Here is a 24,427-nt window from a genome sequence, read left to right as displayed (position 1 = left end):
GTCACGTGTCCGGGTAGCCTGACACGCGCCGCGAGGCCGGGGAAGGCGCGCGGAGGGTGGCGTACACCTCTTGGTGAGCTGCCGTACGTCCAATGGTCACCGCCCGGGGCGCAACGGGTCAGCGCAGGCTCAGGCAGATCCCGTCGAGGATGTCGTGCTCGCTGGCGACGACGGCGGGCACCCCGGCCCGTTCCATGATGATCTGCAGCACCATCGCGCCGGCGGCGATCACGTCGGCCCGGCCCGGATGCATCACCGGGATCCGCAGCCGCTCGGCGACCGGCATGGCGAGCAGGTCGGTGGTGACCGCCGCCACCTGCTGGTAGCTGACGGTGGCGTGGTGCAGCCGCTCCGGCCGGTAGGCGTCGAGCCCCAGCGCGATCCCGGCGACGGTGGTCACCGAGCCGGCCAGGCCGACCAGGGTCGGCGTACCGTCGGTCGGCCCGGCGCTGACCGACCGGCCCGCCAGGCCGACCGCTGTCAGAGCGCGGTCGACCGCGTCGGTGATGTCCCGTCGCGCGGCGTCGATCTGCGCCGGGGTCGGCGGGTCGGCCCGCAGGTGCCGTTCGGTCATCCGGACGCAGCCGATGTCGACCGAGACCGCCCGGTCCACCGTGCCGGTGCCGACGACGAACTCGGTGGAGCCGCCGCCGATGTCGACGACCAGGTACGGCGCGGCGGCGGTGGCGGCCAACCCGCCGACCGCGCCGGCGAAGGTGAGCCGGGCCTCCTCGTCGCCGGTGACCACCTCGGGGGTCACCCCGAGGGTGGCCTGCACCATCGCCACGAACTCGGCGGCGTTGTCGGCGTCGCGGCTGGCCGAGGTGGCACACATGCGGACCCGCTCGGCACCGTGCGCGGCGATCTCGGCCGCGTACCCGGTCAGGGCCCGGCGGGTCCGGTCGATGGCCTCGGGGGCGAGCCGGCGGGTCCGGTCGACGCCTTCGCCGAGCCGGACGATCTCCATCCGGCGGACCACGTCGGTCAGCGGCGGATCGGCTCCCGGCGCACCGGCACGGCCATGCTCTGGCCCGGCTCCAGCGTCACGTCCCAGGTCGGCGATCAGCAGCCGGACCGAGTTGGTGCCGCAGTCGATGCCCGCCACCCGCATCACGCCACCCATTCCCTCTCCCCGACGATCTTGCGCTCATCGAGAGCTTTTGTCCGATTTGTTCAACGATAATTGCAAGATCGTCGGGATCTTGGCGGGTCGGGGTGCTCAGCGCAGGTGCAGCAGCATCCGGGTGTTGCCGAGCGTGTTCGGCTTGACCCGCTCCAGCCCGAGAAACTCGGCGACGCCCTCGTCGTAGGAGCGCAGCAGCTGCTCGTACACCTGGCCCGGCACCGGCGCACCGTCGATCTCGACGAAGCCGAAGCTGGCGAAGAACCGGGTCTCGAAGGTGAGCACGAAGACCCGGGCGACACCGAGCTCGCGGGCGGCGGCGACCAGCTCCGCGACGATCCGGTGCCCGATCTTGCGGCCGCGACACCGCGGGTCGACCGCGACGGTACGGATCTCCGCCAGGTCCTCCCACATCACGTGCAGCGCCCCGCAGCCGACGATGGCGCCGTCGGCGGGGCGTTGCGCGACCCAGAACTCCTGCACGTCCTCGTACAGGGTGACGGTGGCCTTGCTGAGCAGCCGGCGGTCCGGGCTGTACAGGTCGATCAGTCGACGGATCCCCCGTACGTCAGGGGTGCGCGCGCGGCGGATCACCACCTCGGCGTCGTCGGTGTCAGGCGTCGACACGATCGCCGTCCTGCGCCGGCTGCGCGGGCCGCTGCGACTGCGCGGGCCCGGCCAGCTCCGCCGGTGGTACGCAGGGCCCACCCTCCCACCACGGCTCCACCAGCTCGCGGACCCGGTCGCCGATCGGGTTGACACCCGGGCCGACGGCGAGCGCGTGCCCCAGGTGCACATGCAGGCACTTGACCCGGCCCGGCATGCCGCCGGCGGACACCCCGTCGATCTCCGGCACGTGGCCGATCGCCTCACGCCGGGTCAGATAGTCCTCGTGCGCCGCCCGGTACGCGGCGGCGAACTGCGGATCCTCGGCCAGCTGGTCGGCGAACTCGCGCATCAGACCGGCGGACTCCAGCCGGCTGCACGCGGCGGTCGCCCGGGGGCAGGTCAGGTAGAACAACGTCGGGAACGGGGTGCCGTCGGCCAGTCGGGGCACCGTCTCGACCACGTCGGGCAGCTGGCACGGGCAGCGGTGGGCGACCGCCCGGGTGCCGCGCGGTGGGCGGCCGAGCTGCGCGGCCACCGCCGCCAGGTCCTGTTCGTCGGCGGGTCGGCTGGTCACGGCGAGGTCCCTTCGGTGGCGTCGGCGGCCTGCACGCTGGACCACAGGGTGTCGTACCACGGGTCGGCCGGAGTCGACTCGCCCGGTGGTGGGTCGATCGGGTCGCCGGCGTCGCGGGCGGCCCCGGCCGGATCGTGCAGCACCAGCAGCGGCACCTCCCCCGGGTACACCATGTAGAAGCGCCGTTTGGCCTCGATCCGGATGAAGTCCGGGTCCTGCCAGCGTTCGGCCTGCGCGGTCAGCTCCGCGATCCGTTCCCGTTGCTCCTGCTGGGCCTGCTCCATCCGGGCGATGTCGGACTGCTGGCTGAGGTAGACCCGGACCGGATAGGTGTAGGCCAGGGCGAGCGCCACCAGCACCACCAGCAGGACGGTGGCCCGGCCGGTGACGCGGTTGGGCTGCGCGGCGGTGGTCCGCTTGACCGGCCCGGCGGGTGCCCGCCGGGCCGCCGCCGGCCGACTCGCCGGGCGGCCCGCGTCGGTGCCACGACCGCCGTCGCGTGTGGCACCACGACCGCCGTCACGGGCGGTGTCGCGACCGACGCCGCGAGGCGCGTCTCGGCCGGTGTCCCGGCCGGCGGTACGCACCGGCCCCCGGACGCCGGAGCGTCCGGTCTGGCCGGTACGCCGGGTCGGGCCCTGCCCACTCGGTGTGCGCCGTTGCGTCACCGTCGTCACACCCCTCCCGGTCGGTCGGCGGTACGGAACCCGGCCGGCGCGTGCCGGGGCAGCGGCTCGGTCCCGCCGCCCGGCCCGGCACGCGCCGCCGTCGGTGTATCAGGTACGCCGTACGGTCACGCCGTACGGTAGCGCGGGAAGGCGGCCGCCCCGGCGTAGCGCGCGGCGTCGGCCAGCTCCTCCTCGATGCGCAGCAGCTGGTTGTACTTGGCGACCCGCTCGGACCGGGCCGGGGCACCGGTCTTGATCTGCCCGCAGCCGGTCGCCACCGCCAGGTCGGCGATGGTGGTGTCCTCGGTCTCGCCGGAGCGGTGGCTCATCATGCACCGCATGCCGTTGCGGTGGGCCAGCTCGACCGCGTCGAAGGTCTCGGTGAGCGACCCGATCTGGTTCACCTTGACCAGTACGGCGTTGGCGGCCTGCTCGGCGATGCCCCGGGCGATGCGCTCCGGGTTGGTGACGAACAGGTCGTCGCCGACGATCTGGATCTTGTCGCCGAGCGCGGCGGTCATCGCCGACCAGCCGGCCCAGTCGTCCTCGGCCAGCGGGTCCTCGATGGACACGATCGGGTACTCGCCGACCAGCTTGGTGTAGTAGGCGATCATCTCGTCGGCGGACTTGTTCGCGCCCTCGAAGACGTACGCACCGTCGGAGTAGAACTCGGTGGCGGCCACGTCCAGCGCCAGCACCACGTCGGTCCCGAGCTTATAACCGGCGGCGGCCACGGCCTCGGCGATCAGGTCCAGCGCGGCGGCGTTGGTCGGCAGGTCCGGCGCGAAGCCGCCCTCGTCGCCCAGCCCGGTGGCCAGGCCCTTCTTCTTCAGCACCGCCTTGAGCTTGTGGTAGACCTCGGCCCCGGTACGCAGCGCCTCGCGGAAGGTCGGCGCGCCGATCGGCGCGATCATGAACTCCTGGACGTCGACGTTGGAGTCGGCGTGCGCGCCACCGTTGAGGATGTTCATCATCGGCACCGGCAGCAGGTGGGCGTTCGGGCCGCCGAGGTAGCGGAACAGGCTCAGCTCGGCGCTGTTGGCAGCGGCCTTGGCCACCGCCAGCGACACCCCGAGAATGGCGTTCGCGCCAAGTCCGGACTTGTCGGCGGTGCCGTCCAGGTCGAGCATCTTCTGGTCGATCAGTCGCTGCTCGCTGGCCTCGAACCCGACCAACTGGTCGACGATGCGCTCCTCGATGTTGGCGACCGCCTGCTCGACGCCCTTGCCGGCGTACCGGTCGGCGTCACCGTCGCGCAGCTCGATCGCCTCGAACGCGCCGGTGGAGGCACCGGACGGCACCGCGGCGCGGGCGATGGTGCCGTCGTCGAGCCCGATTTCGACCTCGACCGTCGGGTTGCCGCGCGAATCGAGAATCTCCCTGGCGACGATTCCCTCGATGGTAGCCACTGTGTCGCTCCTCGTGTTCAAATTCCCGCAAGGCCGCGACGGTGCGGCCGACCGTTCCGATGGCAGCGTATCGGGCGGGCCGGGGGTCGCGGGCGGTGCCTTCCCTAACGCGGGATGTACCAACCGTGAACCGCACACACCACGCAGCGCTCCCAATTATGGACATTGATGACAACGAGTTTGCGGGGAGTGGACAGCATCGGCCACCCTGTCCCCATGCGTGCACCGGGCAAGCTCGTCCGTCGGCTGACGACGGCCACCCTCGCCGGCACGCTGCTGCTGACCGCCGGTTGTCAGAACATCGCCGACGCGGGCCAGACCATCCAGCCGGCCGACCTGGTCAACGAACTGGCCACCCGGCTCGGCGGCGCCGACGACCTGACCTACTCCGCCGACTACCAGCTCGTCGGCGGGGCCAGCGCCAGCATCGTGCAGGCGCAGAACCCGCAGCGCACCGCGTACGTCTATCCCGGCGGCAAGCTCATCGTCACGTCGGCGGCGACCACGGAGTGCGACACCGCCAGCGACCGCCCGGTCTGCACGCTGACCGCCGGGCCGTCGCCGTCGGCCCCGCCGCAGCCCGAGCTGTTCACGGACGCCAACGCGGGCGGGTTGGTCACCCCGCCGGTGGTGATCGCCCTGCTGAACGCCACCGCTGTCGACCCGGCGGCGGTCGTGACGCAGAACGACACCACGATCGCCGGCCGGCACGCCACCTGCGTCACCGTCCGACAGGTGCAGGGCGCGGCGGCGCCCCGGTTCGACGTCTGCGTCACCACCGAGGGTGCGCTGGGCAGCTTCACCGGGGTGGTCGATGGACAAGCCGTCGAAATCGCGATAAGCCGGTACAGTGACACCGTCGACGACACCGCCTTCGAGCTGCCCGACGGTGCCCGCTCCGTCGACCGGCGACCCGGCCCGGCGTAGCCGCAGGTTCGTGCCGGACGCCGGCACCGACGCCACCGCCGAACCGGCCGACCTCTGTCTGGTGGTCGCCGGCCGTCGACTGCTCGGCGGCGTCGACGCCCCGCTGCCCTCGGTGGCCGACCTGCCCGCCGGGACCGAGTGGGTGCCGCTGGGCAGCCTCGACGGCGCCCGGGTCTGGGCAACCGGGCTACCCGGCGTCGACGAGCGGCTCGGCGACTGGCACAGCTGGCCGGCGCTTGCCGGTCGGCTCGGTGAGCCCCTCGCCGCCCTGGCCGGCCGGGCGCTGCAGGTGATCACCTGGCGGCGTACCCACCGGTTCTGCGGCGCCTGCGCCACCGAACTGGCCGACGTTCCCGGCGAGCACGCCCGCCGCTGCCCGGCCTGCGAGCTGTACGTACCGATGCAGCTCTCCCCCGCCGTGCTGACCGCGATCACCCGCACCTCGACCGCCGGCCGCCCACAGCTGTTGCTGGTCCGGCACACCTACGGGCCGACCGCGATCTGGGCGCTGGTCGCCGGCTTCGTCGAGGCCGGCGAGACCCTGGAGGACGCGGTGCACCGGGAGGTCGCCGAGGAGGTCGGCCTCGAGGTGCACGACGTCGGCTACTTCGGCAGCCAGCCGTGGGCGATGTCCGGCCCCGGCGTGGTCCTGGCCGGCTTCACCGCACGGGCGGCACCGCAGGCCGAACCGGTCGTCGACGGCCGGGAGATCGCCGAAGCCCGCTGGTTCGACCTCGACGACCTGCCGGCCGAGCTGCCGCCGACGTACTCGATCTCCCGCTGGCTGATCGACCACCAGCGGACCGACCACCAGCGGACCGGGGGATCAGATCTGTAGCAGCGCCGGCAGGTGGCGCGGCGGCGGGGAGCCGTGCGCCAGCATCGCGTCGTGCCACTGCCGCACCGGTACGTCGACCGGCCGGGTCGCCGCGACCTGCGCCACCTCGGTGTAGCCCACGAAGTACGTCGACAACTGCGTGGAGGTCAGCAGCGCCCGACGCCACTTGCCGGCCGCCTCGCCCTCCTCCTGGAACCCCCGGCCGGTCAGCAGCGCCATCGCCTCGTCCTGCGGCAACTGCTCGCAGTGGGTCAACTGGTCCAGGATCGCGTTGAGGGTCATCCGCAGCTGCATCTTCAGCTGCTGCAGCCGCACCGGCAGACCGCCGAAGCCGGCGTCGACCATCAACTCCTCGGCGTACACCGCCCAGCCCTCGACGAACGGCCCGGACCGGCCGATCGCCCGGACCCGGGTGGTGCCGAGGAACCGGCGGGCGTGCGCCAGCTGCAGAAAATGCCCCGGCATCGCCTCGTGCACGGTCAGGTTGCGCACCATGTGGTCGTTGTATTCGCGGTAGAACGACGCGACCCGTTCCGCCGGCCAGTCCGCCGGGGTCGGCGCGATGCAGTAGAACGTCGGCACGTCGGCGCGCTCCAACACCCCGGGCGGGTCGCAGTAGGCGACCGCGACACCCCGGGCGAACTCCGGCATCTCCTGGATCACGCACCGGTCGTCGACCAGCGACACCAGGTCGTGCGCGGCGACGAACGCGGTCGTCTCCCGCATCGCCGTCTGCGCCAACGCCACGATCGAGGCGTCGTCGGGGTGCGCGGCGGCCAACCGGTCCAACGCCGTACGTACCGTGTCGTCGTCGGCCGACCCGCCGGTCAGCTCGGCCGCCGCCGCCCGGATCTCGCCGGTCACCCGATCCAGGTTGGCCCAGGCCCGGTCCAGTACGTCGGCGGCGGTCAACTCGGTGTCCAGGGTGTGCCACAGCTGCGCCTCCCACAGCCGCCGCCCCAGCCGTGGATCCCGCCGGTCGGTGTCCCGGTCGAGGCTGGCCCGCAACCAGCCGGCGAACTCGTCGAGCGCGGCAGCAGCCTCGGCCGCCAGCGGTTCGACGCTGCCCCGCATCCCGGGCTCGGCGGCGAGCAGCGCCGGGACCTGGTCGCGGACCAGCGCGGCGGTGCCGGCGAACTGCCCGGCGGCGGTCTCGGCGTGGACCGCCGGCACGCCGCGCAGCGTCTCACGCGCGGTGGCCAGCACATCCGGTACGGCGCCGAGCCGCCCGGCCAGGCTGGTCAGCCGCTGTGCGGCCGGGGCGAACGGGCGGGCGGTCAGGCTGTGCAGCAGCGGCCCCGGGTTGTAGACCAGCGGGTTCCACTCGCGGGCCCGTACCTCGGTCAGTTCGAACAGCCGCCGGTCGACGATCGCCGACAGGATCGCGTGGTCCACCCGCTCCTGGGTGGGCAGTGCATCGGCGTCGACCTCGGCGAGGGCGTTGGTGGCGTCCAGCAGCATCGTCGCGGTGGCGGCGACCGTGTCGGCGGACAGGTCCGGCAGCCGGTCGTCGTACCGGTGGTCACCGGCCGACGCCGCCAGCGCGGGATCGCTGGCCAGCAGCGCGTCGACGATACGTTCAGCCAACGGTACGAACGGCACCATGGCACCGACCATAGGCCATCCCACCGACTCCGGCCTCCGATCGACCGGCCGCCGGTCGGGTCGCCCCGTGTCGGCGGGTCGGCCGGCCGCTCGGGTCGCCGCGCGTCACCTGGTCGGCTCGGCGTCGTCGGTGGACGGACGGGGGTGATTCCCCGCTAGAAACACCAATGCCACGAGGCGAAACTGCCGGGCAAATCGACGATGTGTCGTCGGAGTGAAATCGACATCGATCTGCCAAAATTCTGCCAGACAACGAGTGATGAAGAGGCAGCCGCGCACCACTGGCTCCAGCAGCGGGGACTGCCGGACGGCGCGGTCGTGCTGCATCCCACACTGGAGCGCGCCGTACTGGACGTACTGGCCGAACCCGAGTCGAGCGCGCTGCTCGCCTGCGTGGTCTACCCGCACCTGCACGAAATCGTGTTCAAGAACCTGACGATGCTGACCATGCGGGACTGCTTCGTCTTCCCCACCCACAACATGGTGTTCGCAGGTCGCCCCGACACCGCCTGGCGGACCGTCGCCAGCCATCCTGCTCCGGTCAATCTCCTCGACGGCCGGGACGTCGAGATCGTCCTCGTCAACAGCAATTCAGAGGCTGCCGCGATCTGCTCGGCCGGAAGCACCGATGCCTGCATAACCACCCTACCCGCAGCCCAACACCACCGGTTGGACATACGGGCCGACTTCGGACCGGTGCCGATGGGGTTCAGCCTGCACGCACCCCGGGAATGCGATGTCTGACCTGACCGGGACCGTATGGCTCGACGGCCGGCTGCACAACGCCTCGGATGTCGGCCTGTCGTTGTGGAACCACTCCCTGCACTACGGCTTCGGGGTCTTCGAGGGACTCCGGGTCTACGCCCACCCCGACGGACCACACGTTTTCCGGCTCGCCGACCACGTACGGCGGCTCTACCGGTCAGCCGAGCACATCGGGCTGGAGATCCCCTTCGACGCGGACACGGTCACCGCGGCACACCATCAGGTCCTGGCGGCCAACGGCATCACCGAGGGGTACGTCCGGCCGATCGCGTACCTCGGTGACGGGCTGGCCGGGCTCACCGACACCGGCGTGCCCGTCCATCTGGCGGTCCTGGCCTGGCCATGGCGTCCACCGGCGGCCCAGCCGACCGGCATCAGCCTCACCGTCTCGCCGATCCGCAAGCCCTCCGGCGAGGCGTTCCCGCTCCAGGCCAAGGCGACCGGCTCCTACCTGGCGTCGAAGATCGCCTTCCTGCGGGCCCGGCGCCTGGGGTTCGACGACGCGGTGCTGCTCGACGCGCAGGGCATGATCTCCGAGACCACCGCGCAGAACCTGTTCGCGGTGATCGACGGCCGGCTGGTCACCCCGCCGGCCGAAAGCTGCCTGCCCGGGATCACCCGCGCCACCGTGATCGAACTGGCCCGGCACGCCGGCATCGCCGTCACCGCCGAGGAACTGCCACCCGGTCGACTCGGCGACGCCGACGAGGTATTCCTCACCAGCACCGCCGGCGAGGTACGGCCGGTCGGCCGGATCGACGACCACGTACTCGGGGACGAGGGCCGGCCAGGGCCGGTCACCCGGCTGCTCGCCACGGCGTACCGCGAACTGGTGACCGGCAGTCACGCCCGACCGACGGAGGAACCGATCCATGTCTGATGACGCTGTCGTCGACCAGCACCGTTCAGTCGACCGGATCGTCAAGGCCGCGGGCATAACCACCTGCACCGTCTCCGACGTCCTCGACGGCCTCGGCATCGCGAACGCGGTCCTCGATGTCGACATCCGCCGGGTGGCCGGAGCGTCCGGGCTGTTCCACGGCGCGGCGTACCCGGTCGAATGGGTGCCCAACCGCAAGGGCCGCCACATCACCGCCGCCGGTCCGAGCACCTGGACCCAGGTACGCGACTTCCTCGTGCCCGAGGTGACCGACGGCTCCGGCCGGGTCTACGTGGCCGGCTCCGGTGCACTGATCCGCGACGCGGCCCTCGCCGGCGGCCTGTCCTGCACGTACCTCGCCGAACAGCTCCGTTTCGAGGGCATCGTGCTGGGCGGTGCGGTCCGGGACCGGGACGTCGTGGGCCGGCTGACCACCCCGGTGCTGGCGACCGGCTATGTGCCGGTGGACACCCAGGGCAGCTACCGGATCGCCTCGACCGGCGGTGAATGCCTGGTGGCGAACGTGGTGGTCCGCCACGGCGACTGGGTGTTCGCCGACGACAACGGGGTCGTGGTCGTGCCGGCCGACCGGCTGGCCGAGGTCCTGGCCGTCGCCGGCGAGATCGAATCGACGGAGCGGGGCATCCTCGACCGGATCGCGGCGGGTGAGCGCCTGCCGGACATCGTCGACTCGCTCGGCCGGATCTGACCGCACCAGCGAGCTCACCAAGGAGATGACGGATGGAAAAGACGACGACGAGCCTGGTCGAGATAACCAGGCCCGACGTGGACCTGGCCGAACTGCAACGGACCTTCGACGGCATTCCGCGCGACCCGTACCTGAAGGTCGGCGTCCGGCACCGTACCCAGTCCCGCTTCCGGTACGAACCCGACCGGCTGGTGCTGCTCGACCGGGTCGACCTCTACCAGAGTTCCGACATCAACCCCCTGGAGCAGTACGGCGGCATCGTCCGGACGTACCCGGACATGCCGGCGTGGGTGCAGACGAGCTCGGCCTTCCGCGCCTTCATCGACCACTGGCTGTCGCTGGTGCCGGTGCCGGTGACCGAGTTCTCCGCGCACCAGATCCGTACCGTCGGCGACGGGTCGCCGGTGCCGGAGGGCCGCCACCGCGACGGCTACGAGTACGTGGCCGTGTTCGTGGCGAAGCGGCACGGCATCATCGACGACTGTGCCCGCACGACCGTATGGGACGCGGCCACCGAGGAACGGATCGTCGACGAGGTGGTCCTCCGCGACGGTGAGATGGTCACCTTCGACGACCGACTGGTGCTGCACGACGTCTCGCCGCTGGTTCCCTCCGGCAACGCCGCAGACGCCTACCGGGACGTGATCATCCTGACCTTCCCGGACCACAGCAAGACGCTGGAGCACGGCAAGGTCGTCGCGCAATCGCAGAAAGGTAAGTCATCGTGACCACGGTCCACGAATGGTTCGCGCCGGCCTCGACCGGCCCGGGCAGCGAAGTCATCCCCGGCTACCACGGCCGGTTCGTGCACGGCGAGCACCTGACCGTGGCGCACTGGACGGCGGTCGCCGGCGCCGAGGTCCCGCTGCACGACCACCCGCACGAGCAGATGGTCAACTGCATCCGGGGCAGCTTCGAGATGCGCGTCGGCGACCAGACCTTCATGATGGGCCCGGGAGACACCGTCGTCATTCCCGGCGGCGTTCCACATTCGGCGCTCGCACACACCGATGTGTACTGCATCGACGTGTTCCATCCGGTCCGCGAGGACTACCGGCTCTAGGCTGACGCAGATGACCGCCGCCATCCTCGCGTTCCTGGTGTTCGCCGTCTCCGCTTCCCTGTCGCCGGGGCCGAACAACCTGCTCATGGCGGCGTCCGGGTCCAGCCGGGGCTTCGTCCGCTCCGTACCGGCCATTCTCGGCGTCTCGGTCGGATTCCTCGTCCTGCTGCTCATCAGCGCGACCGGCGCGGCCGCCGTACTGACCGGCAACGACCGGCTGGTCCTCGTCCTCAAACTGGTCGGCGGCGCATACCTGCTGTATCTCGCGTGGAAACTCGCGACCGCCCCGGGCGTTCTCGTCATGCCGTCCGACGACGACGGTCGGGACGCCCGGGTGCCAGCGGCGGGGCAGGAGGCCGCAGCGGACCATCCGGCGGCGCCGACCGGCGACACCGGCTCCGCCCGGACCGTCCGCCGGCAGGCGGCCGCCGCCCCCGGCTGGCAGGTCGGGTTCCTGCACATGCTGGTGCTGCAGTTCGCCAACCCCAAAGCCTGGGCGATGGCGCTGTCCACCGTCGTGACCTTCCAGCCGTCGTTTCCCGGCTGGGGCGGCTTCGTCCTGCTCTGCCTGCTGTTCACGATCGTCAACCTGTTCGCGAACAGCGCCTGGGCACTGCTCGGCCAGGGCATCGGATCGTTCCTGGACCGGCCACAGCGGATCCGGGCGTTCAACGTCGTGGCCGGCGTGCTGCTCGCCGCCTCGGTCCTGACCATCATTCTGTGACTGGCAGCGGCGGTCACGGCTGATGGCGGCTGGTGGTGATCGAGACGGTCCGGGTCGCGGTGATCCCGTTCGCGTCGATCACCTTGACGGTGAAGGTGAAGGTCCTGGCCCGGCTCGCCAGCCCCTGCCCGATGGCGGCGAGCAGCCCCGGCCGGTTGTCGTCGAACCAGCCCAGCGGGTCAGCCGCCAACGCCGGATCGGCGGCAGCGTCGACCAGTGCGGTCGGCATCGCCGGGGCGTCCGCAGCGGTGTCGCCGGGCATGTGCGTGCTGACGGTGTCGGCTATCGCCGCGTACGCCCGGACGCCCCGGCGGACGGCGGCGGCCCGCACCCCGGCGTCCAGCTCGGCCGCCGTCTCCCGCCCGTACGCCCGGATCAGATCGTGGACCGGTAGCCGGCCCGGCCGCCGCCGACGTCGTCCCCGGCGGGCATCGCGTCGAGCAGGCTGGCCCGCACCAGGGCGTCGAGGGCGTCCGACGGGTCGGTGTCCAGCACCGCTGCCGCCGATCACCGGGTCAGCGTCGGCGCGTCGAGCAGCGTCAGCAGCGGCAACGCCCGGCGGGCGGCCACCGGAAGCAGGTCGACGCTGAGTGAGATGCTCGCCCGTACCCCGAGGTCGCCGGCGGTGAGGCCGTCGAGCCGCCGCGACTCCACCGCGAGCTGGTCACACACCCTGCCAATCGGTGCGCCGGGCTGCACCGCCAGCCGGGCACCGACCACCCGTACCGCGAGCGGCAGATGTCCACAGTGTTGTGTCAGATCTCGCGCGGCGGCGTCGGTCGACACCCGCCGCACCCCGGTGATCGCGCCCAGCAGCGCCAGCGACTCCGCCGGGGACAGCACCCCGACGGTGACGAATCGCGCGCCGGCCAGCCCGGCCAGCGGATGCCGGCTGGTGACCAGCAGCGCGCCACCGGCGGTGCCGGGCAGCACCGCACGGACCTGTTCCTCGGCCGCAGCGTCGTCGAGGACCAGCAGCACCCGCCGGTCGGCCAGGACGGAGCGAAGCAGGCCGACCCGTTCCGCCGTCTCGTCGGGCAACTCCCGGCCGGTGACCCCGAACGCGCGCAGTACGGCGGCGGTCAACGTGCCGACGGTCACCGGACCGGTCGCGGCGACGCCACCGAGGTCAGCGAAGATCTGCCCGTCCGGGAAATGCCCCCGTACCCGGTGCGCGACGTGCACGGCGAGCGTGCACTTACCGACGCCCGGCGGGCCGGAGAAGGCGTACACGACCGGGCTGCCGGACGTGCCGGCGGTGGCCAGTGCCGCGCTGATCTCGTCGACAAGTGCCGACCTGCCGACGAAATCGGGAATGTCCATCGGCAACTGCGCCGGCCGCACCGACAGTGGCTGCCGTACCCCGGGTCCGGTGCCGGGCCGGGCGACGGACCGGAACCGCCGCAGCTCTTCCTCGGTGAGCCCGAACGCGGCCGCCAACCGGGTGAGCGTCGCCCGACGGGGTCGGGCGACGCGGTTGCGCTCGAGGTCACTGACGGCCCGTACGCTGAGCCCGGTCCGTTCGGCCAGCTCCTCCTGGGTCAGGCCGGCGGCGACCCTCAGCGAGCTGACGAGCTGCCCGAACCCGCCCCGATCGTGCTCCGCCGACACGCGGCACATGCTAGACCAACAGCTCGCCGCCACGCGCAGCTCGCCGCCACCCGCCGCAGTGCTGTCCGCTGTCGCGAAGTGGATCAGGAATGCCCTCCGGCAACACGTCCCTGTAGTGTCCCGCAGCGTGGCGGCAGGGTGTACGGCCAACCTGGTCGACGGCTGCCAGAGTGGTCAGAAGGCGAGGCGCGATGCCGTTCACGGGTAGCCACGTCGCGGCGGTACTGCCGCTGACCCGGACGGCGTGGCTGGTCCCCTCGGCCCTGGTGATCGGGAGCATGGTCCCCGACCTGCCCTACTTCCTGCCGCTGCCGGTGGACGCGACACTGACCCACTCGCTCGTCGGTGTCCTCACCGTCGACGTGATCCTGGGTCTGCTGGCGGTCGCCGTGTGGCACGGGCTGCTGGTCCACTTCCTGACTGTCATCTCGCCGGCCCCGCTCCGCGAGCGCCTGCCGCCGCCCGCGCCCCGGCGGCCGAGGTCGGCGCACCGGGTGGCGATGCTGGTTGCTTCGCTCGCGCTCGGGGCGTCGACCCATGTGCTGTGGGACTCGTTCACCCACGACGGCATGTGGGGTGCCACGCACATCGACTGGCTGGCCGAATCGCACTTCGGCACGGCCGGCTATCGCTGGGCGCAGCGGGTGAGCAGCGTCGTCGGCGCGGCCGTCGTCGCGGTCTGGCTGGTCCGATGGTGGCGTACGCAGCCGCCTGCGGCCAGATCCGCAGCCACGCGACCGCCGCCGGCCGGTCGGCTGCTCGTCGTGTCCGCGTGGACGACGATCGGGCTCGCCGCCGCCGGTGGTCTCGCCCTGGCCGCCGCTGGCGCCCAGACGCCGCAGCGCATGGTGTTCCTGGCCGTCACCTATGCCGGCGGCGCAGGTCTGGCGACCGTGATCGTCCTCGCTGCCACCGCTGCGTTGCCTCGCGCCGTACGGCTCCTCCGCCACCGGGACACGCCTTCGACGTGAGCCTCCCAGGTCGGCCGTTGTGGACAGGTGCCCGAGCGGCCCGGTCCGGCAGGTCGGTTGCACCGTCCACGTAGGCTTGAGTAGTGCCGGTGGAGACCCTTACCAATCTCGCGGCGATCGTGCTCTCGGTCGCCTCGCTCACCGTCTCCGTGGTGCTCGCCGTCCGGCAGAACCGCACAGCGTCCGCCGGCTACGCGCTACCGGTCGTGCTGGAGATCTTCGACCAGTTCCGGACCGAGGAGTTCTTCGACGCCCGCGAATACATCCTCGACCGGCTGAACCAGGAGTACGACCCGCCGGTGGCGTACTCCGAACTGCCAGGCCGGATACGGACGCGGGTCCGGATGGTCGCCGGCCGCTACGACGACCTCGGGAAGCTGGTCGCGCACGGCATCGTCGACGAGAAACTGATCATCGGGTCGAACGGCACCGCCATCCGGCGGGTCTGGGAGTCCGTCGCCCCCTTCGTCCTCGCCGAGCGGGCCAAGACCGGTGCGGGGGCCTGGCGGTACCTCGAGGACCTCGCCGGTCGCGTCGCCCGTACCCCGCCGGCCGCCGTCTACACCAAGCTCGGGCTCCGCCACTACACCGCGCCCTGACCAGAGTCCCGGCAAGCAGGCGGCGGTGGGAGAATCACCGATCATGAGCGAGCAGGCCGGCACCGACGAGACCATCCACGAACCGACCGACGGCGGTACGGCGGCACGCGCGCCCCGCCAGCAGCGGTGGACCCGCCGCGCCCCGTGGCTCGCCTTCGGCATCGCCGCCACGGTGCTCGTCGTCGACCAGCTGACGAAGATGTGGGCGGAGGCGACGCTGACCCGGGGCGAACGGACCCCGCTGATCGGCGACGCCCTCGGCATCCAGTTGATCTACAACCCGGGTGCGGCGTTCTCGATGGGCGAGAACACCACCTGGGTGTTCACGATCGCCGCCGCGATCGGGGTCGGCGTCACCGCCTGGTTCGCCGCGCGGGCCCGCTCCCGCGCCTGGGCGGTGGCCCTCGGCCTGGTGCTCGGCGGGGCGTTCACCCACCTGCTGGACCGGCTGTTCCGCGAGCCGTCGTTCGGGCAGGGCCACGTCGTCGACTTCATCGCGTACTTTGACTGGTTCATCGGCAACGTCGCCGACATCGCGCTCTTCTTCGGGGTCGTCACCTTCCTGACCCTGGAGCTGCGCGGCATCCGGCTGCGCCCCGACCCCGCCGAGAAGTCAGCGGCGGCGGAGTCGTCAGCCGGCGGCGGTGCGGACGGCGGCGACGTACGCCAGGGTGGCCCGGCGTAACGCCCCTTCGGCGTCCAGGCCGTCGGCCCGGGCCTGCGCGACCAGCGCGAGCAGCTGCGCACCGAGCCGCGCCGACGGGTCTTCGGCCGCGTCCGGCTCCGGCAGCGGTACGTCGACCCCGGCCCGCCCGGCCCGTTGCAGCACCTTGTCGGCCAGCGACAACGCCGGCTGGGCGTACACGATCCCGTCCATCGGTGACGGGGCGTCACCGGCGCCGGAACCGGAAGCGGCACCTGCGGCGGCCCGTTCGGCGGCCTTGATCTGCTCCCAGTTGTCGACGATCTCTTCCACACCGTCGACCGGCACACCGGCGAAGACGTGCGGGTTGCGGCGGATCATCTTCGCCACCAGCCCGCCGGCCACGTCGTCGACGTCCCAGCGTTCCCCCTCGGGCAGCTCCTGGGCGAGCCGGGCGTGCAGCACCACCTGCAGCAGCACGTCACCCAGCTCGTCACGCAGCGCCGGCAGGTCACCGGCGGCGATCGCGTCGTACGCCTCGTAGCTCTCCTCCAGCAGATACCGCGCCAGCGAGTCGTGGGTCTGCTGCCGCTTCCACGGGTCGCCGCCGGGTGAGGCGAGGCGGTCCATCACCTCGACGGCGTCGAGCAGCCGGGCCCCGGGCGGATCCCAGGAGCCGTACATCAACTCCAGCTCGGCCAGGCCGGGCTCGCGGGCCAGCCGCAGCCCCAGCCGGCGGGCCAGGTCCTCGTCACCGGTCGGGCCGGCCAGCCAGACGGCGGTGCCGTGCGCGGCGGCCGCCGCCAGCAACGTCTCCTCGGCTGGCTCCGGCGTCGGGGCGGTCACCGGCGAGCCACCGGCGACGCTGATCGCCGTGGTCAACTCGCTGTCCGCACCGGCGAAGACCGGAAACCGGCGTACGGTGTCCCACGCCTGTGCCGTGAGCAGCCCGGCCGGCAGCCGGGGCGAGGTGACCAGCAGGACGACCCGGGCGGTCACTGCCGTTCGCTGACCGTGCCCGAGTCGGTGTCGCCCAGCGGGATGCCGACCGCGACCACGTTGCCCTGGGCGGACTGGAAGCTGAGCACCGGGAACTCCAGCGGACGGTAGCGCGGGTTCACCGACACGTCCTGCTCGGCGGCCGCCTCGGCGATCGCATCGCGGGCGGCCAGTGACGAGCGCAGCTGGTCACCGTCGAGCTGGCTGGCGGCCTCCTCGTCGGTGACCTCGGCCGGGATCACCCCGGCGGCCCGACCACGGTCGACCAGCTCCTGCAGCTCCTCCTGCGTCGGCGCCACCTGCCCGCCGCCGGTCTGCAGCCCGGAGACGCAGGTCCACGCCTGCGCCGACGCCTGCACGTACGCCGAGTCGGCCGGCAGGCCGAACTGCTGGCCGTACTGCTCTGCGGAGATCTGCTGACCGCCGGCCGGCACGTCCAGCTGTTCGCAGACGTCGGCCAGCACCAGGGCGCTGACGATCTGCTGGCGGGTCGGCGCCGGCGGGGCACCCTCCTGGGCGGCACCGTCGCCGCCGAGCTGCTCGGTCAGCTCGTCGACCAGGCGGGTCACCTGCTCCTCGGTGTACTGCTCGTCGCCGACGTAGGCGGCGACCCCGGGCTGCGCCCGGCAGGCGGACAGTGCGGCGACCCCGACCAGGGCAATGACGGTGATCGACGCCAGGCGACGGACACGCTGCATGGTCGACACTCTCTCACGCACCCCTGCCGGCCGGTGCACCGACCCGGGCACTGTCCGTCGACGGTACGCCACCCGTGGTCGGCGGATCGCCGAGCAGATCGCGCAGCAGCTGGGCACACCAGTCCAGCAGCGCCTGGTCGCGCAGCGGGTCCCCGCCGATCCGCCGGGTCGTCGGCCGGGGCACGCTGACCTGGTCGGCGGCCGACTTGTAGACCGCGTCCGGGTGGTAGCGCTTGAGCCGCAGCTGCTTCGAGTCGGGCAGCACCAGCGGGGCGAACCGGACATGCTTGCCCTGCATCGACACGTCGGTCAGCCCGTACGCCTTGGCCAGCAGCCGGAACCGGGCCACCGCCACCAGGTTGCCGACCTGCTCCGGTGGTTCGCCGTACCGGTCGGTCATCTCGGCGACGATCTCCTGCAGGGCGGCGGCGTCACGGGCCCCGGCGAGTTTGCGGTACATCTCCAGACGCAGCCGTTCCACCCCGATGTAGTCGTGCGGCAGGTGCGCGTCCACCGGCAGGTCGACCTTGACCTCGGCGGTTTCGGCGTCGTCGGGCGTCTCCCCCTTGAAGTTCTGCACCGCCTCGCCGACCATCCGCACGTACAGGTCGAAGCCGACACCCTCGATGTGGCCGGACTGTTCGCCGCCGAGCAGGTTGCCGGCACCCCGGATCTCCAGGTCCTTCATCGCCACGTACATGCCGGCCCCCAGCTCGGTGTGCTGCGCGATGGTGGCCAGCCGCTCGTGGGCGTGCTCGGTCAGCGGCTTCTCCCGTGGGTAGAGGAAGTAGGCGTACGCCCGCTCCCGGCCCCGGCCGACCCGGCCCCGGATCTGGTGCAGCTGGGCCAGGCCGAGCAGGTCGGCCCGCTCCACGATCAGCGTGTTCGCGTTCGGGATGTCGATGCCCGACTCGACGATCGTGGTGCAGACCAGGACGTCGAACTCCTTCTCCCAGAAGCCGACCATCACCTTCTCCAGGGCGTCCTCACCCATCTGGCCGTGCGCCACCGCGACCCGCGCCTCCGGCACCAGCTCGCGCAGCCGCCGCGCCGCCTTGTCGATCGACTCGACCCGGTTGTGCAGGTAGAAGACCTGGCCGTCGCGGAGCAGCTCGCGGTGGATCGCGGCGGCGACCTGCTTGTCGTCGTACGCGCCGACGGCGGTCAGCACCGGGTGACGCTCCTCCGGCGGGGTGGCGATCGTCGACATCTCCCGGATGCCGGTGATCGCCATCTCCAGGGTCCGGGGGATCGGCGTCGCCGACATGGTCAGCACGTCGACCGAGGTACGCAGCGACTTCAGGTGCTCCTTGTGCTCCACCCCGAACCGCTGCTCCTCGTCGACGATCACCAGCCCCAGCTGCTTGAAGCGGGTGGCCGACTGCAGCAGCCGGTGGGTGCCGATGACGATGTCGGCGGTGCCGTCGGCGGCAGCGTGCAGCGTCTGCTCGGTCTCCTTCGCGGTCTGGAACCGCGACAGCTGCCGGATCTGCACCGGGAACTGGGCCATCCGCTCGGCGAACGTGTTGTAGTGCTGCTGGGCGAGCAGCGTCGTCGGCACCAGCACCGCCACCTGCTTACCGTCCTGCACCGCCTTGAACGCCGCCCGTACCGCGATCTCGGTCTTGCCGTAACCGACGTCGCCGCAGATCAGCCGGTCCATCGGGGTCGACTGCTGCATGTCGCCCTTGACCTCGTCGATCGCCGCCAACTGGTCCGGCGTCTCGGTGTACGGGAAGGCGTCCTCCAGCTCCCGCTGCCACGGGGTGTCCGGCCCGAAGGCGTGCCCCTTGGCGGCCTTGCGGGCCGCGTACAACTGGATCAGCTGGGCGGCGATCTCCCGGACCGCCTTGCGGGCCCGCGCCTTGGCCTTCTGCCACTCCGAGCCGCCCATCTTGTGCAGCGTCGGCTGCTCACCGCCGACGTAGCGGGACAACTGGTCGAGCTGGTCGGTCGGCACGAACAGCCGGTCGCCGGGCTGGCCACGCTTCGCCGGGGCGTACTCGATGACCAGGTACTCCCGGTCGGCGCCGTTGACCTTGCGTTGCACCAGCTCGACGTAGCGGCCGATGCCGTGCTGCTCGTGCACCACGTGGTCGCCGGCGCGCAGCTCCAACGGGTCGATGGTGTTGCGCCGACGGCTCGGCATCTTCCGCATGTCCTTGGTGGACGCGCCCCGGCCGCCGCTGATGTCGGCGCCGGTGACGATCGCCAGCCGGGCCCGTTCGGCGAGGAAACCGTTGCCGACCCGGCCGCAGGTGACGACCAGCTCACCGGCTTTCGGCGCGTCCGGCACGGTGTCGGTGAGGGTCGCGCCGAGCCCGGCGTCACGCAGCACACTGACCGAGCGCTGCGCCGGCCCGTGCCCCTCGAAGACCAGCACCACCGACCAGCCGTCACCGGTCCACCGCAGCAGGTCGTCGACGACCCGCGCGGTCTCCCCGTGGTACAACGGCGCTGGAACGGCGGCCAACGCCACCGCGTCCCCGGCGTCCGGACTCACGCTCACCGGAGCCGGTGCGTCCTCCCACGGCTGCACGCCTGCGGTGTCGGTCGCGGCGTCGGCTCCGGCGTCGGCTTCGGCCAGGCCGAACGGGGACAGCGTCCACCACGGCTGGTCGAGCGTGGCGGCCACCGCGCGTACCTCGGCTAGGGTGCGGAAGGCGGCCGCGCCCAGGTCGATCGGGGCCTGGCCACCGACGGCGGCCGCAGCCCAGCTGGCTTCGAGAAACTCCGCCGAGGTACGGACCAGATCGTGCGCCCGGGTGCGGATCCGCTCCGGGTCGCAGAGCAGTACGTGGGTGTCGGCCGGCATGCAGTGCAGCAGCAGCTCCATGCTGTCGGTGCCGTCGAGCAGGGCCGGGGCGAGGGACTCCATGCCTTCGACCGGGATGCCCTCGGCCAGCTTGTCCAGGATCTCACCGAGTTCGGGGTGCTGCTGCGCCAGCTCGGCGGCCCGCTGCCGCACCGGCTCGGTGAGCAGCAACTCCCGGCACGGCGGCGCCCACAGCTGGTCGACGGCTTCGATGGTGCGCTGGTCGGCGACGGCGAAGGTACGGATCTCCTCGACGTCGTCGCCCCAGAACTCGACCCGGGACGGGTGCTCGTCGGTCGGCGGGAACACGTCCAGGATGCCGCCGCGTACCGCGAACTCCCCGCGCTTGGTGACCAGGTCGACCCGCGCGTACGCCATGCCGACCAGCCGGTCGACGGTCTCCTCCAGGCTGGCCTCGCCGCCCGGGCTCAGCTGGACGGGCGCCAGGTCGCCGAGCCCTTTGAGCTGCGGCTGCAGTACCGAGCGGACCGGTGCCACGACCACCCGCAATGGCCCTTGCCCGGTGGCGTCACCGCTGGCCGTCGGGCCGGTGTCGGCGTCGGGGTGCGCCAGCCGGCGCAGCACGGCGAGCCGCCGCCCGACGGTGTCCGATCGTGGTGACAGCCGCTCGTGCGGCAACGTCTCCCAGCTGGGGAAGACCGCCACCTGACCGGCCGGCAGCAGGTCACCGAGGGCGGCGGCCAGGTCGTCGGCCTCCCGGCTGGTCGCGGTGACCGCCAGCACCGGCCGTCCCGCGCCGCCGGCGGTTGTTTGTGCCGCCACCGCCGCGACCGTGAACGGGCGCAGCGCCGGCGGCGCGGTGACGTCCAGCCCGTCCTTGTCTGGCGTGGCAACCTTGGCCAGGTCCCGTACCCGGGTCAGGGCGGGATCGGCGAGAGCGGCGCTGAGCAGGCCGGCGAGCGCGGTCATGATCACAACCTTCGCGGTGGGATACGCCTTGCTGTGCGGCGGTGCACGCCCGGGGCGCACACGCGACGACAACCCCGCGCCCGGTCCGGGCGGGGGGTCATGCCTACCAGCCTATCCGCCCCGCCCGCTCCGGCGAGGTCAGGCGGCCCACCGGTACGGGGTTGCCCCGTCGCCGCGCAGTGGTGTTGCCGCGTCGCCGCGCAGCAGTCGCGGGATGATCCCGGTCAGGGCAAGTGCCTGCGCCCGGTCGACCGGCCACTGGTCGACGTCGTCACCGAGCCGGAACTCCAGCAGTACGCCACCCGCCAGCGCCTGGGACAGCTGGGCAGAGTCGAGCTGCCAGCGGCCGACCGCGATGTCGACGCAGGAGTGCTCGGCTGCGGGCACTCGGAGGAGCCGGGAGGAGTGCCAGGCTGGGCTCTCGGGTGTGGTGGCGCAGTCGGAGCCGCGCAGGCACCACGGCGGATGGGCACGTTTGGGTAGATTGCTCATGGGCCGGGGTCCTCTCCCGGTCAAGGCCCGGGATCCTGGAGCGCCAACTCCACCCGGGCCGCCTACAAACCTGCTCTGCCCGGTTGCGAGCCAAGGAGAGCAATACCGAGGTTACGACAGAGCGTCGACATTGTCGACACTGTCGACGTAATAGACGCTGTCGATCTTCGGTGGTCTACTTGGCGGTGCGAGCCAGGGAGACCAGTCGACATGTCCATGCCCAAGTACGAACGCGTGGCTTCCGCCATCCGGGACCAGATCCATTCAGGCGAGCTGCGTCCTGGTGATCAACTGCCGACGACGCAGAGGCTCATCGACCACTACGGCGTGTCGTACGGCTCGGTCAGGACAGCCCTGCTGATCCTCAAGGCCGAAGGTCTGATCGAAGGCAGGCAGGGCGAGGGTGTCTTCGTGCGGGAACAGTCGGATCGGTGACGTAACCGGCCACCGGGGCTGCGGTCGGCGTTCGGCGTCGGGCAGGCTCTGCCGATGTCCCGCGCCGCCAGGATTCCGCGTGAGCTGAGGTCGGCCCCGTTCTCCGGTAGTCGTGCGGTCGCGTCCGGCCTGGCCACCTGGCAGATGCTGCGCGGACCCACCTGGCGACGGCTGCTTCCCGACGTCTATGTGCAGGCGACGGCCTTCGACGCCGACGACCACCGGATGTGGTGCGAGGCGGTGGCAGTGAAGTTGCCGGTCGGCGGCGCGGTCAGCGGACTGAGCGCCGCGCTGCTGTGGGGTGTCGACCTGCACCCCCGAGGCGGCGGCCCGGTGCACGTCACCCTGCCCCGCTCGGCCCGGCTGGCCGCGCATCCTCGGCTGGCGATCTCCCGTCGCACTCTCGGCCCGACCGACATCACCGTCTTGTTCGGCGGCGTACCGCTGACCACCGAGGTGCGTACCGCGTTCGACCTGGTCCGGCTGCTGCCCCGCGCCGACGCGCTCGCCGCACTCGACGCCATGCTGCACCGCCGCCTGCTGCGCGTCGAAGCCCTCGCCCGCTATCTGGACGCCCACCCTCGCGGACGTGGCATTGCTCAACTGCGCGAGCTCGTCGGACTCGCCGAGCCACGGACCGAGTCGCCGATGGAGTCCCGGCTGCGGCTGCTGCTGCACGACGCCGGACTGCCCCGCCCGACCGCGCAGTACGAGGTACGCCTGCCGACGGGACGGTTCATCGCCAGGGTCGATCTTGCCTACCCGCAGTGGCGGATCGCGATCGAGTACGAAGGCGACCATCATCGGGAGCGCACTACATTCCGCCGTGACATCAGCCGGTACAACGCGCTGCGGGCCGCTGGCTGGCTGACGTTGCGCTTCACTGCGGACGACGTACTCCGACAAAGCGGGCAACTCACCGAGCTGGTTCGACAGGCCATCACCCAACAGGTCGGTTGAGCGGCTCGAGGGAACCGTCATTGTCGTCATCCGGCAGGTTTAACGACAATGGAGGTTCCCTCGCTGCGACGGAGGGCGTCAGTAGTGCACGTGGATGCGGCGGGCGGCGACGTCGATCCGGGCGAGTCCGCCGATCGGGACGATCAGCTGCGGGTCGGTGTGCCCGACGTCAAGGTCGAACACAATCACCGGCCCAGCACCAACATCAACGCCAACCCCAAAACCAGCGCCACCACCAGCGCCACCACCAGCACCACCCACGACACCACCAGGGCTGACAGCGCTGCCGTACTCGGTGAAGGCGCGCAGCACGGCCGCCCGCTGGGCAGCGGCGTACGCAGCCTTCTCGCTCGGCGTACGGCGGCAGCCGAAGTCCCAGGCTTTTGCCCGCCCGACCAGTACGGCGGCGAACGCGGCGAGCAGACCGCGCTCACCGAGGTTGCGCAGCATGCGGTACACCTCGACGTCCGACGGCAGCTCCTGCGAGGTCTCCAGCAGCAGGACGTGCCCGGAAAAGCGCGAAGGAGGCGCGAGTCGGTCTGCTGCGGCGAGCCAGGAGATGATCTCCAGGTTCCCACCCCACACCGGCCCCTCAATGACCGCCGGGCCAGGGGACGTGGGGATGTGCCAGTGCCAGCCGGTGGCCGGCGTCATCGGCGGTGTCACCGACTCCAAGGCACCAGGGGCGGTCAGGTCCGACCAGTCGAGCGGTTCGTCGGAGTAGTCCGGCGAGGCGACGAGTTCGTACCAGTCGTCGGTGAAGAGGGCGGCACGTAGGGAGGCCAGAGTCAGCGGGTGCATCGCGCCCGGCCGGCCCAGGTGCACCAGCACCGAGCCGCCGTGGAAGGCGACCGCCCCCTGAGCGTGCAGCTGGTAGAGGTGGTGCAGCAGGTTGGTGTTGTCGGAGTAGCCGAAGAACGGCTTCGGGTTCGCCCGCAGCACCTCGTCGTCGAGGTGGCGGATGACCGTCAGCTGGTCGTCACCGCCGACGGTGGCCAGTACGGCGGCGATGTCCGGGTCGGCGAAGGCGGCCGTCACGTCGGCGGCGCGGTCAGCCGGTGAGGCGTGCGCGGCCCTGGTGCTGGGGTACTCCACGGGCACGAGGCCGAGCTGGTCGCGCAGCCGACGTAGCCCTAATTCGTACACATGTGGGTAGACGGCCGCAAGCCCGGCGGAGGGTGACAGAACCGCGACCCGGTCCCCCGGCCGCACCTTCGACACTGGGCGTCGGCAGGACCCTTGCGGAGGAGCAGAAGAGGACATTCCGGCACGGTACGCCGATCGTTGAGACAAGACTCACCAGTTTCCCCGCGCCCGGGGCGATCGCCGATAGCATCCAAAGATGTCGGACAGCGCCGTCCCTCGTACTCGCGTGAGGAG

General features: G+C 71.7%; 25 protein-coding genes and 1 pseudogene. 13 read left to right on the top strand and 13 right to left on the bottom strand.

Features of this window, described 5'->3' with window-relative positions:
- Window positions 1-118: 118 nt before the first annotated feature.
- From O7608_RS08680 to eno, 5 genes and pseudogenes are all read right to left on the bottom strand, one after another.
- The gene (locus O7608_RS08680) at window positions 119-1,123 is read right to left on the bottom strand and encodes a Ppx/GppA phosphatase family protein (protein ID WP_502959189.1); all 1,005 of its coding nucleotides are present in this window, start codon (window positions 1,121-1,123) and stop codon (window positions 119-121) included.
- A 96-nt stretch (window positions 1,124-1,219) separates the two neighbouring features.
- Window positions 1,220-1,750 carry an amino-acid N-acetyltransferase gene (locus O7608_RS08675; protein WP_289209450.1) on the bottom strand — a complete coding sequence of 177 codons (531 nt, stop codon included), beginning with the start codon at window positions 1,748-1,750 and terminating at the stop codon, window positions 1,220-1,222.
- Window positions 1,751-1,817: 67 nt separating this feature from the next.
- Window positions 1,818-2,306: pseudogene (locus O7608_RS08670) on the bottom strand (DUF501 domain-containing protein); the annotation flags it as partial.
- Window positions 2,303-2,974 (bottom strand): septum formation initiator family protein, encoded by a 672-nt coding sequence (locus tag O7608_RS08665; RefSeq protein WP_289209448.1) that lies wholly within the window; start codon window positions 2,972-2,974, stop codon window positions 2,303-2,305. The gene O7608_RS08665 and the pseudogene O7608_RS08670, both read right to left, overlap by 4 nt.
- Before the next feature lie 125 nt (window positions 2,975-3,099).
- Complete coding sequence (gene eno / locus O7608_RS08660; RefSeq protein WP_289209447.1) at window positions 3,100-4,383, bottom strand: phosphopyruvate hydratase; 1,284 nt, start codon at window positions 4,381-4,383, stop codon at window positions 3,100-3,102.
- 216 nt (window positions 4,384-4,599) lie between these two features.
- On the opposite strand from eno, the gene O7608_RS08655 reads away from it, so the two are divergent.
- Both O7608_RS08655 and nudC read left to right on the top strand, forming a co-directional pair.
- Window positions 4,600-5,310 (top strand): hypothetical protein, encoded by a 711-nt coding sequence (locus O7608_RS08655; RefSeq protein WP_289209446.1) that lies wholly within the window; start codon window positions 4,600-4,602, stop codon window positions 5,308-5,310.
- Window positions 5,273-6,148 carry an NAD(+) diphosphatase gene (gene nudC, locus O7608_RS08650; RefSeq protein WP_289209445.1) on the top strand — a complete coding sequence of 292 codons (876 nt, stop codon included), beginning with the start codon at window positions 5,273-5,275 and terminating at the stop codon, window positions 6,146-6,148. The genes O7608_RS08655 and nudC overlap by 38 nt, the downstream gene beginning before the upstream one ends.
- Here nudC and O7608_RS08645 read toward each other — a convergent pair.
- Complete coding sequence (locus O7608_RS08645) at window positions 6,137-7,753, bottom strand: DUF885 domain-containing protein (protein ID WP_289209444.1); 1,617 nt, start codon at window positions 7,751-7,753, stop codon at window positions 6,137-6,139. The genes nudC and O7608_RS08645 overlap by 12 nt on opposite strands.
- A 318-nt stretch (window positions 7,754-8,071) precedes the next feature.
- Here O7608_RS08645 and O7608_RS08640 point away from each other — a divergent pair, with 318 nt between their 5' ends.
- From O7608_RS08640 to O7608_RS08615, 6 genes are read left to right on the top strand one after another with little or no spacing between them, the layout of a single operon-like run.
- Window positions 8,072-8,497, top strand: a complete 426-nt coding sequence (locus O7608_RS08640) for a type 2 periplasmic-binding domain-containing protein (RefSeq protein ID WP_289209443.1) — start codon at window positions 8,072-8,074, stop codon at window positions 8,495-8,497.
- Complete coding sequence (locus O7608_RS08635; protein ID WP_289209442.1) at window positions 8,490-9,398, top strand: branched-chain amino acid transaminase; 909 nt, start codon at window positions 8,490-8,492, stop codon at window positions 9,396-9,398. The genes O7608_RS08640 and O7608_RS08635 overlap by 8 nt, the downstream gene beginning before the upstream one ends.
- The gene (locus tag O7608_RS08630) at window positions 9,391-10,107 is read left to right on the top strand and encodes an RraA family protein (RefSeq protein ID WP_289209441.1); all 717 of its coding nucleotides are present in this window, start codon (window positions 9,391-9,393) and stop codon (window positions 10,105-10,107) included. Before O7608_RS08635 ends, O7608_RS08630 begins: the two co-directional genes overlap by 8 nt.
- Window positions 10,108-10,139: 32 nt before the next feature.
- Complete coding sequence (locus O7608_RS08625) at window positions 10,140-10,835, top strand: 2OG-Fe dioxygenase family protein (RefSeq protein WP_289209440.1); 696 nt, start codon at window positions 10,140-10,142, stop codon at window positions 10,833-10,835.
- Window positions 10,832-11,170, top strand: a complete 339-nt coding sequence (locus tag O7608_RS08620; protein WP_289209439.1) for a cupin domain-containing protein — start codon at window positions 10,832-10,834, stop codon at window positions 11,168-11,170. The genes O7608_RS08625 and O7608_RS08620 overlap by 4 nt, the downstream gene beginning before the upstream one ends.
- Window positions 11,171-11,180: 10 nt before the next feature.
- Window positions 11,181-11,894, top strand: a complete 714-nt coding sequence (locus tag O7608_RS08615) for a LysE family translocator (RefSeq protein ID WP_289209438.1) — start codon at window positions 11,181-11,183, stop codon at window positions 11,892-11,894.
- Window positions 11,895-11,907: 13 nt separating this feature from the next.
- Here O7608_RS08615 and O7608_RS08610 read toward each other — a convergent pair whose 3' ends face one another.
- Together O7608_RS08610 and O7608_RS08605 are read right to left on the bottom strand one after the other, a co-directional pair.
- The gene (locus O7608_RS08610; protein WP_289209437.1) at window positions 11,908-12,225 is read right to left on the bottom strand and encodes a hypothetical protein; all 318 of its coding nucleotides are present in this window, start codon (window positions 12,223-12,225) and stop codon (window positions 11,908-11,910) included.
- 176 nt (window positions 12,226-12,401) lie between these two features.
- Window positions 12,402-13,505: a helix-turn-helix domain-containing protein gene (locus tag O7608_RS08605; protein ID WP_289209436.1), complete on the bottom strand. Its 1,104-nt coding sequence runs from the start codon at window positions 13,503-13,505 to the stop codon at window positions 12,402-12,404.
- 191 nt (window positions 13,506-13,696) lie between these two features.
- Here O7608_RS08605 and O7608_RS08600 point away from each other — a divergent pair, with 191 nt between their 5' ends.
- The 3 genes from O7608_RS08600 (at window position 13,697) to O7608_RS08590 (ending at window position 15,760) form a co-directional block, all read left to right on the top strand.
- Window positions 13,697-14,476, top strand: coding sequence for a DUF4184 family protein (locus tag O7608_RS08600; protein ID WP_289209435.1), 780 nt, complete (start codon window positions 13,697-13,699; stop codon window positions 14,474-14,476).
- 89 nt (window positions 14,477-14,565) lie between these two features.
- Window positions 14,566-15,075: a DUF4760 domain-containing protein gene (locus tag O7608_RS08595; RefSeq protein WP_289209434.1), complete on the top strand. Its 510-nt coding sequence runs from the start codon at window positions 14,566-14,568 to the stop codon at window positions 15,073-15,075.
- 43 nt (window positions 15,076-15,118) lie between these two features.
- Window positions 15,119-15,760, top strand: coding sequence for a signal peptidase II (locus tag O7608_RS08590; RefSeq protein WP_289209433.1), 642 nt, complete (start codon window positions 15,119-15,121; stop codon window positions 15,758-15,760).
- On the opposite strand, the gene O7608_RS08585 is transcribed toward O7608_RS08590, so the two are convergent.
- The 4 genes from O7608_RS08585 to O7608_RS08570 all read right to left on the bottom strand — a co-directional run bounded on the left by O7608_RS08585 (window position 15,707) and on the right by O7608_RS08570 (window position 21,652).
- Entirely contained in the window at window positions 15,707-16,717 is a 1,011-nt protein-coding gene (locus tag O7608_RS08585; RefSeq protein WP_289209432.1) for a nucleoside triphosphate pyrophosphohydrolase, read from the bottom strand. The two genes, O7608_RS08590 and O7608_RS08585, sit on opposite strands and share 54 nt — an antisense overlap.
- A complete protein-coding gene (locus O7608_RS08580) occupies window positions 16,714-17,415 on the bottom strand; it encodes a hypothetical protein (protein ID WP_289209431.1) in 702 nt (233 codons plus the stop codon). Before O7608_RS08580 ends, O7608_RS08585 begins: the two co-directional genes overlap by 4 nt.
- A 13-nt stretch (window positions 17,416-17,428) precedes the next feature.
- Window positions 17,429-21,160: a transcription-repair coupling factor gene (gene mfd, locus O7608_RS08575; protein ID WP_289209430.1), complete on the bottom strand. Its 3,732-nt coding sequence runs from the start codon at window positions 21,158-21,160 to the stop codon at window positions 17,429-17,431.
- A gap of 138 nt (window positions 21,161-21,298) precedes the next feature.
- Entirely contained in the window at window positions 21,299-21,652 is a 354-nt protein-coding gene (locus tag O7608_RS08570; RefSeq protein WP_278112331.1) for a hypothetical protein, read from the bottom strand.
- 210 nt (window positions 21,653-21,862) lie between these two features.
- On the opposite strand from O7608_RS08570, the gene O7608_RS08565 reads away from it, so the two are divergent.
- A complete protein-coding gene (locus O7608_RS08565) occupies window positions 21,863-22,087 on the top strand; it encodes a winged helix-turn-helix domain-containing protein (RefSeq protein ID WP_289209429.1) in 225 nt (74 codons plus the stop codon).
- Window positions 22,088-22,141: 54 nt separating this feature from the next.
- Window positions 22,142-23,047: an endonuclease domain-containing protein gene (locus O7608_RS08560; protein ID WP_289209428.1), complete on the top strand. Its 906-nt coding sequence runs from the start codon at window positions 22,142-22,144 to the stop codon at window positions 23,045-23,047.
- A gap of 78 nt (window positions 23,048-23,125) precedes the next feature.
- On the opposite strand, the gene O7608_RS08555 is transcribed toward O7608_RS08560, so the two are convergent.
- On the bottom strand, window positions 23,126-24,310 hold the full coding sequence (locus O7608_RS08555) for a S66 family peptidase (protein ID WP_289209427.1): 1,185 nt from the start codon (window positions 24,308-24,310) through the stop codon (window positions 23,126-23,128).
- Window positions 24,311-24,427 lie beyond the last annotated feature (117 nt).

The sequence above is a fragment of the Solwaraspora sp. WMMA2056 genome, assembly GCF_030345095.1.
Taxonomy (GTDB): Bacteria; Actinomycetota; Actinomycetes; order Mycobacteriales; family Micromonosporaceae; genus Micromonospora_E.
The sequence above is the reverse complement of the archived record's forward strand: the minus strand, read 5'-3'. Positions and strand labels throughout refer to the sequence as shown.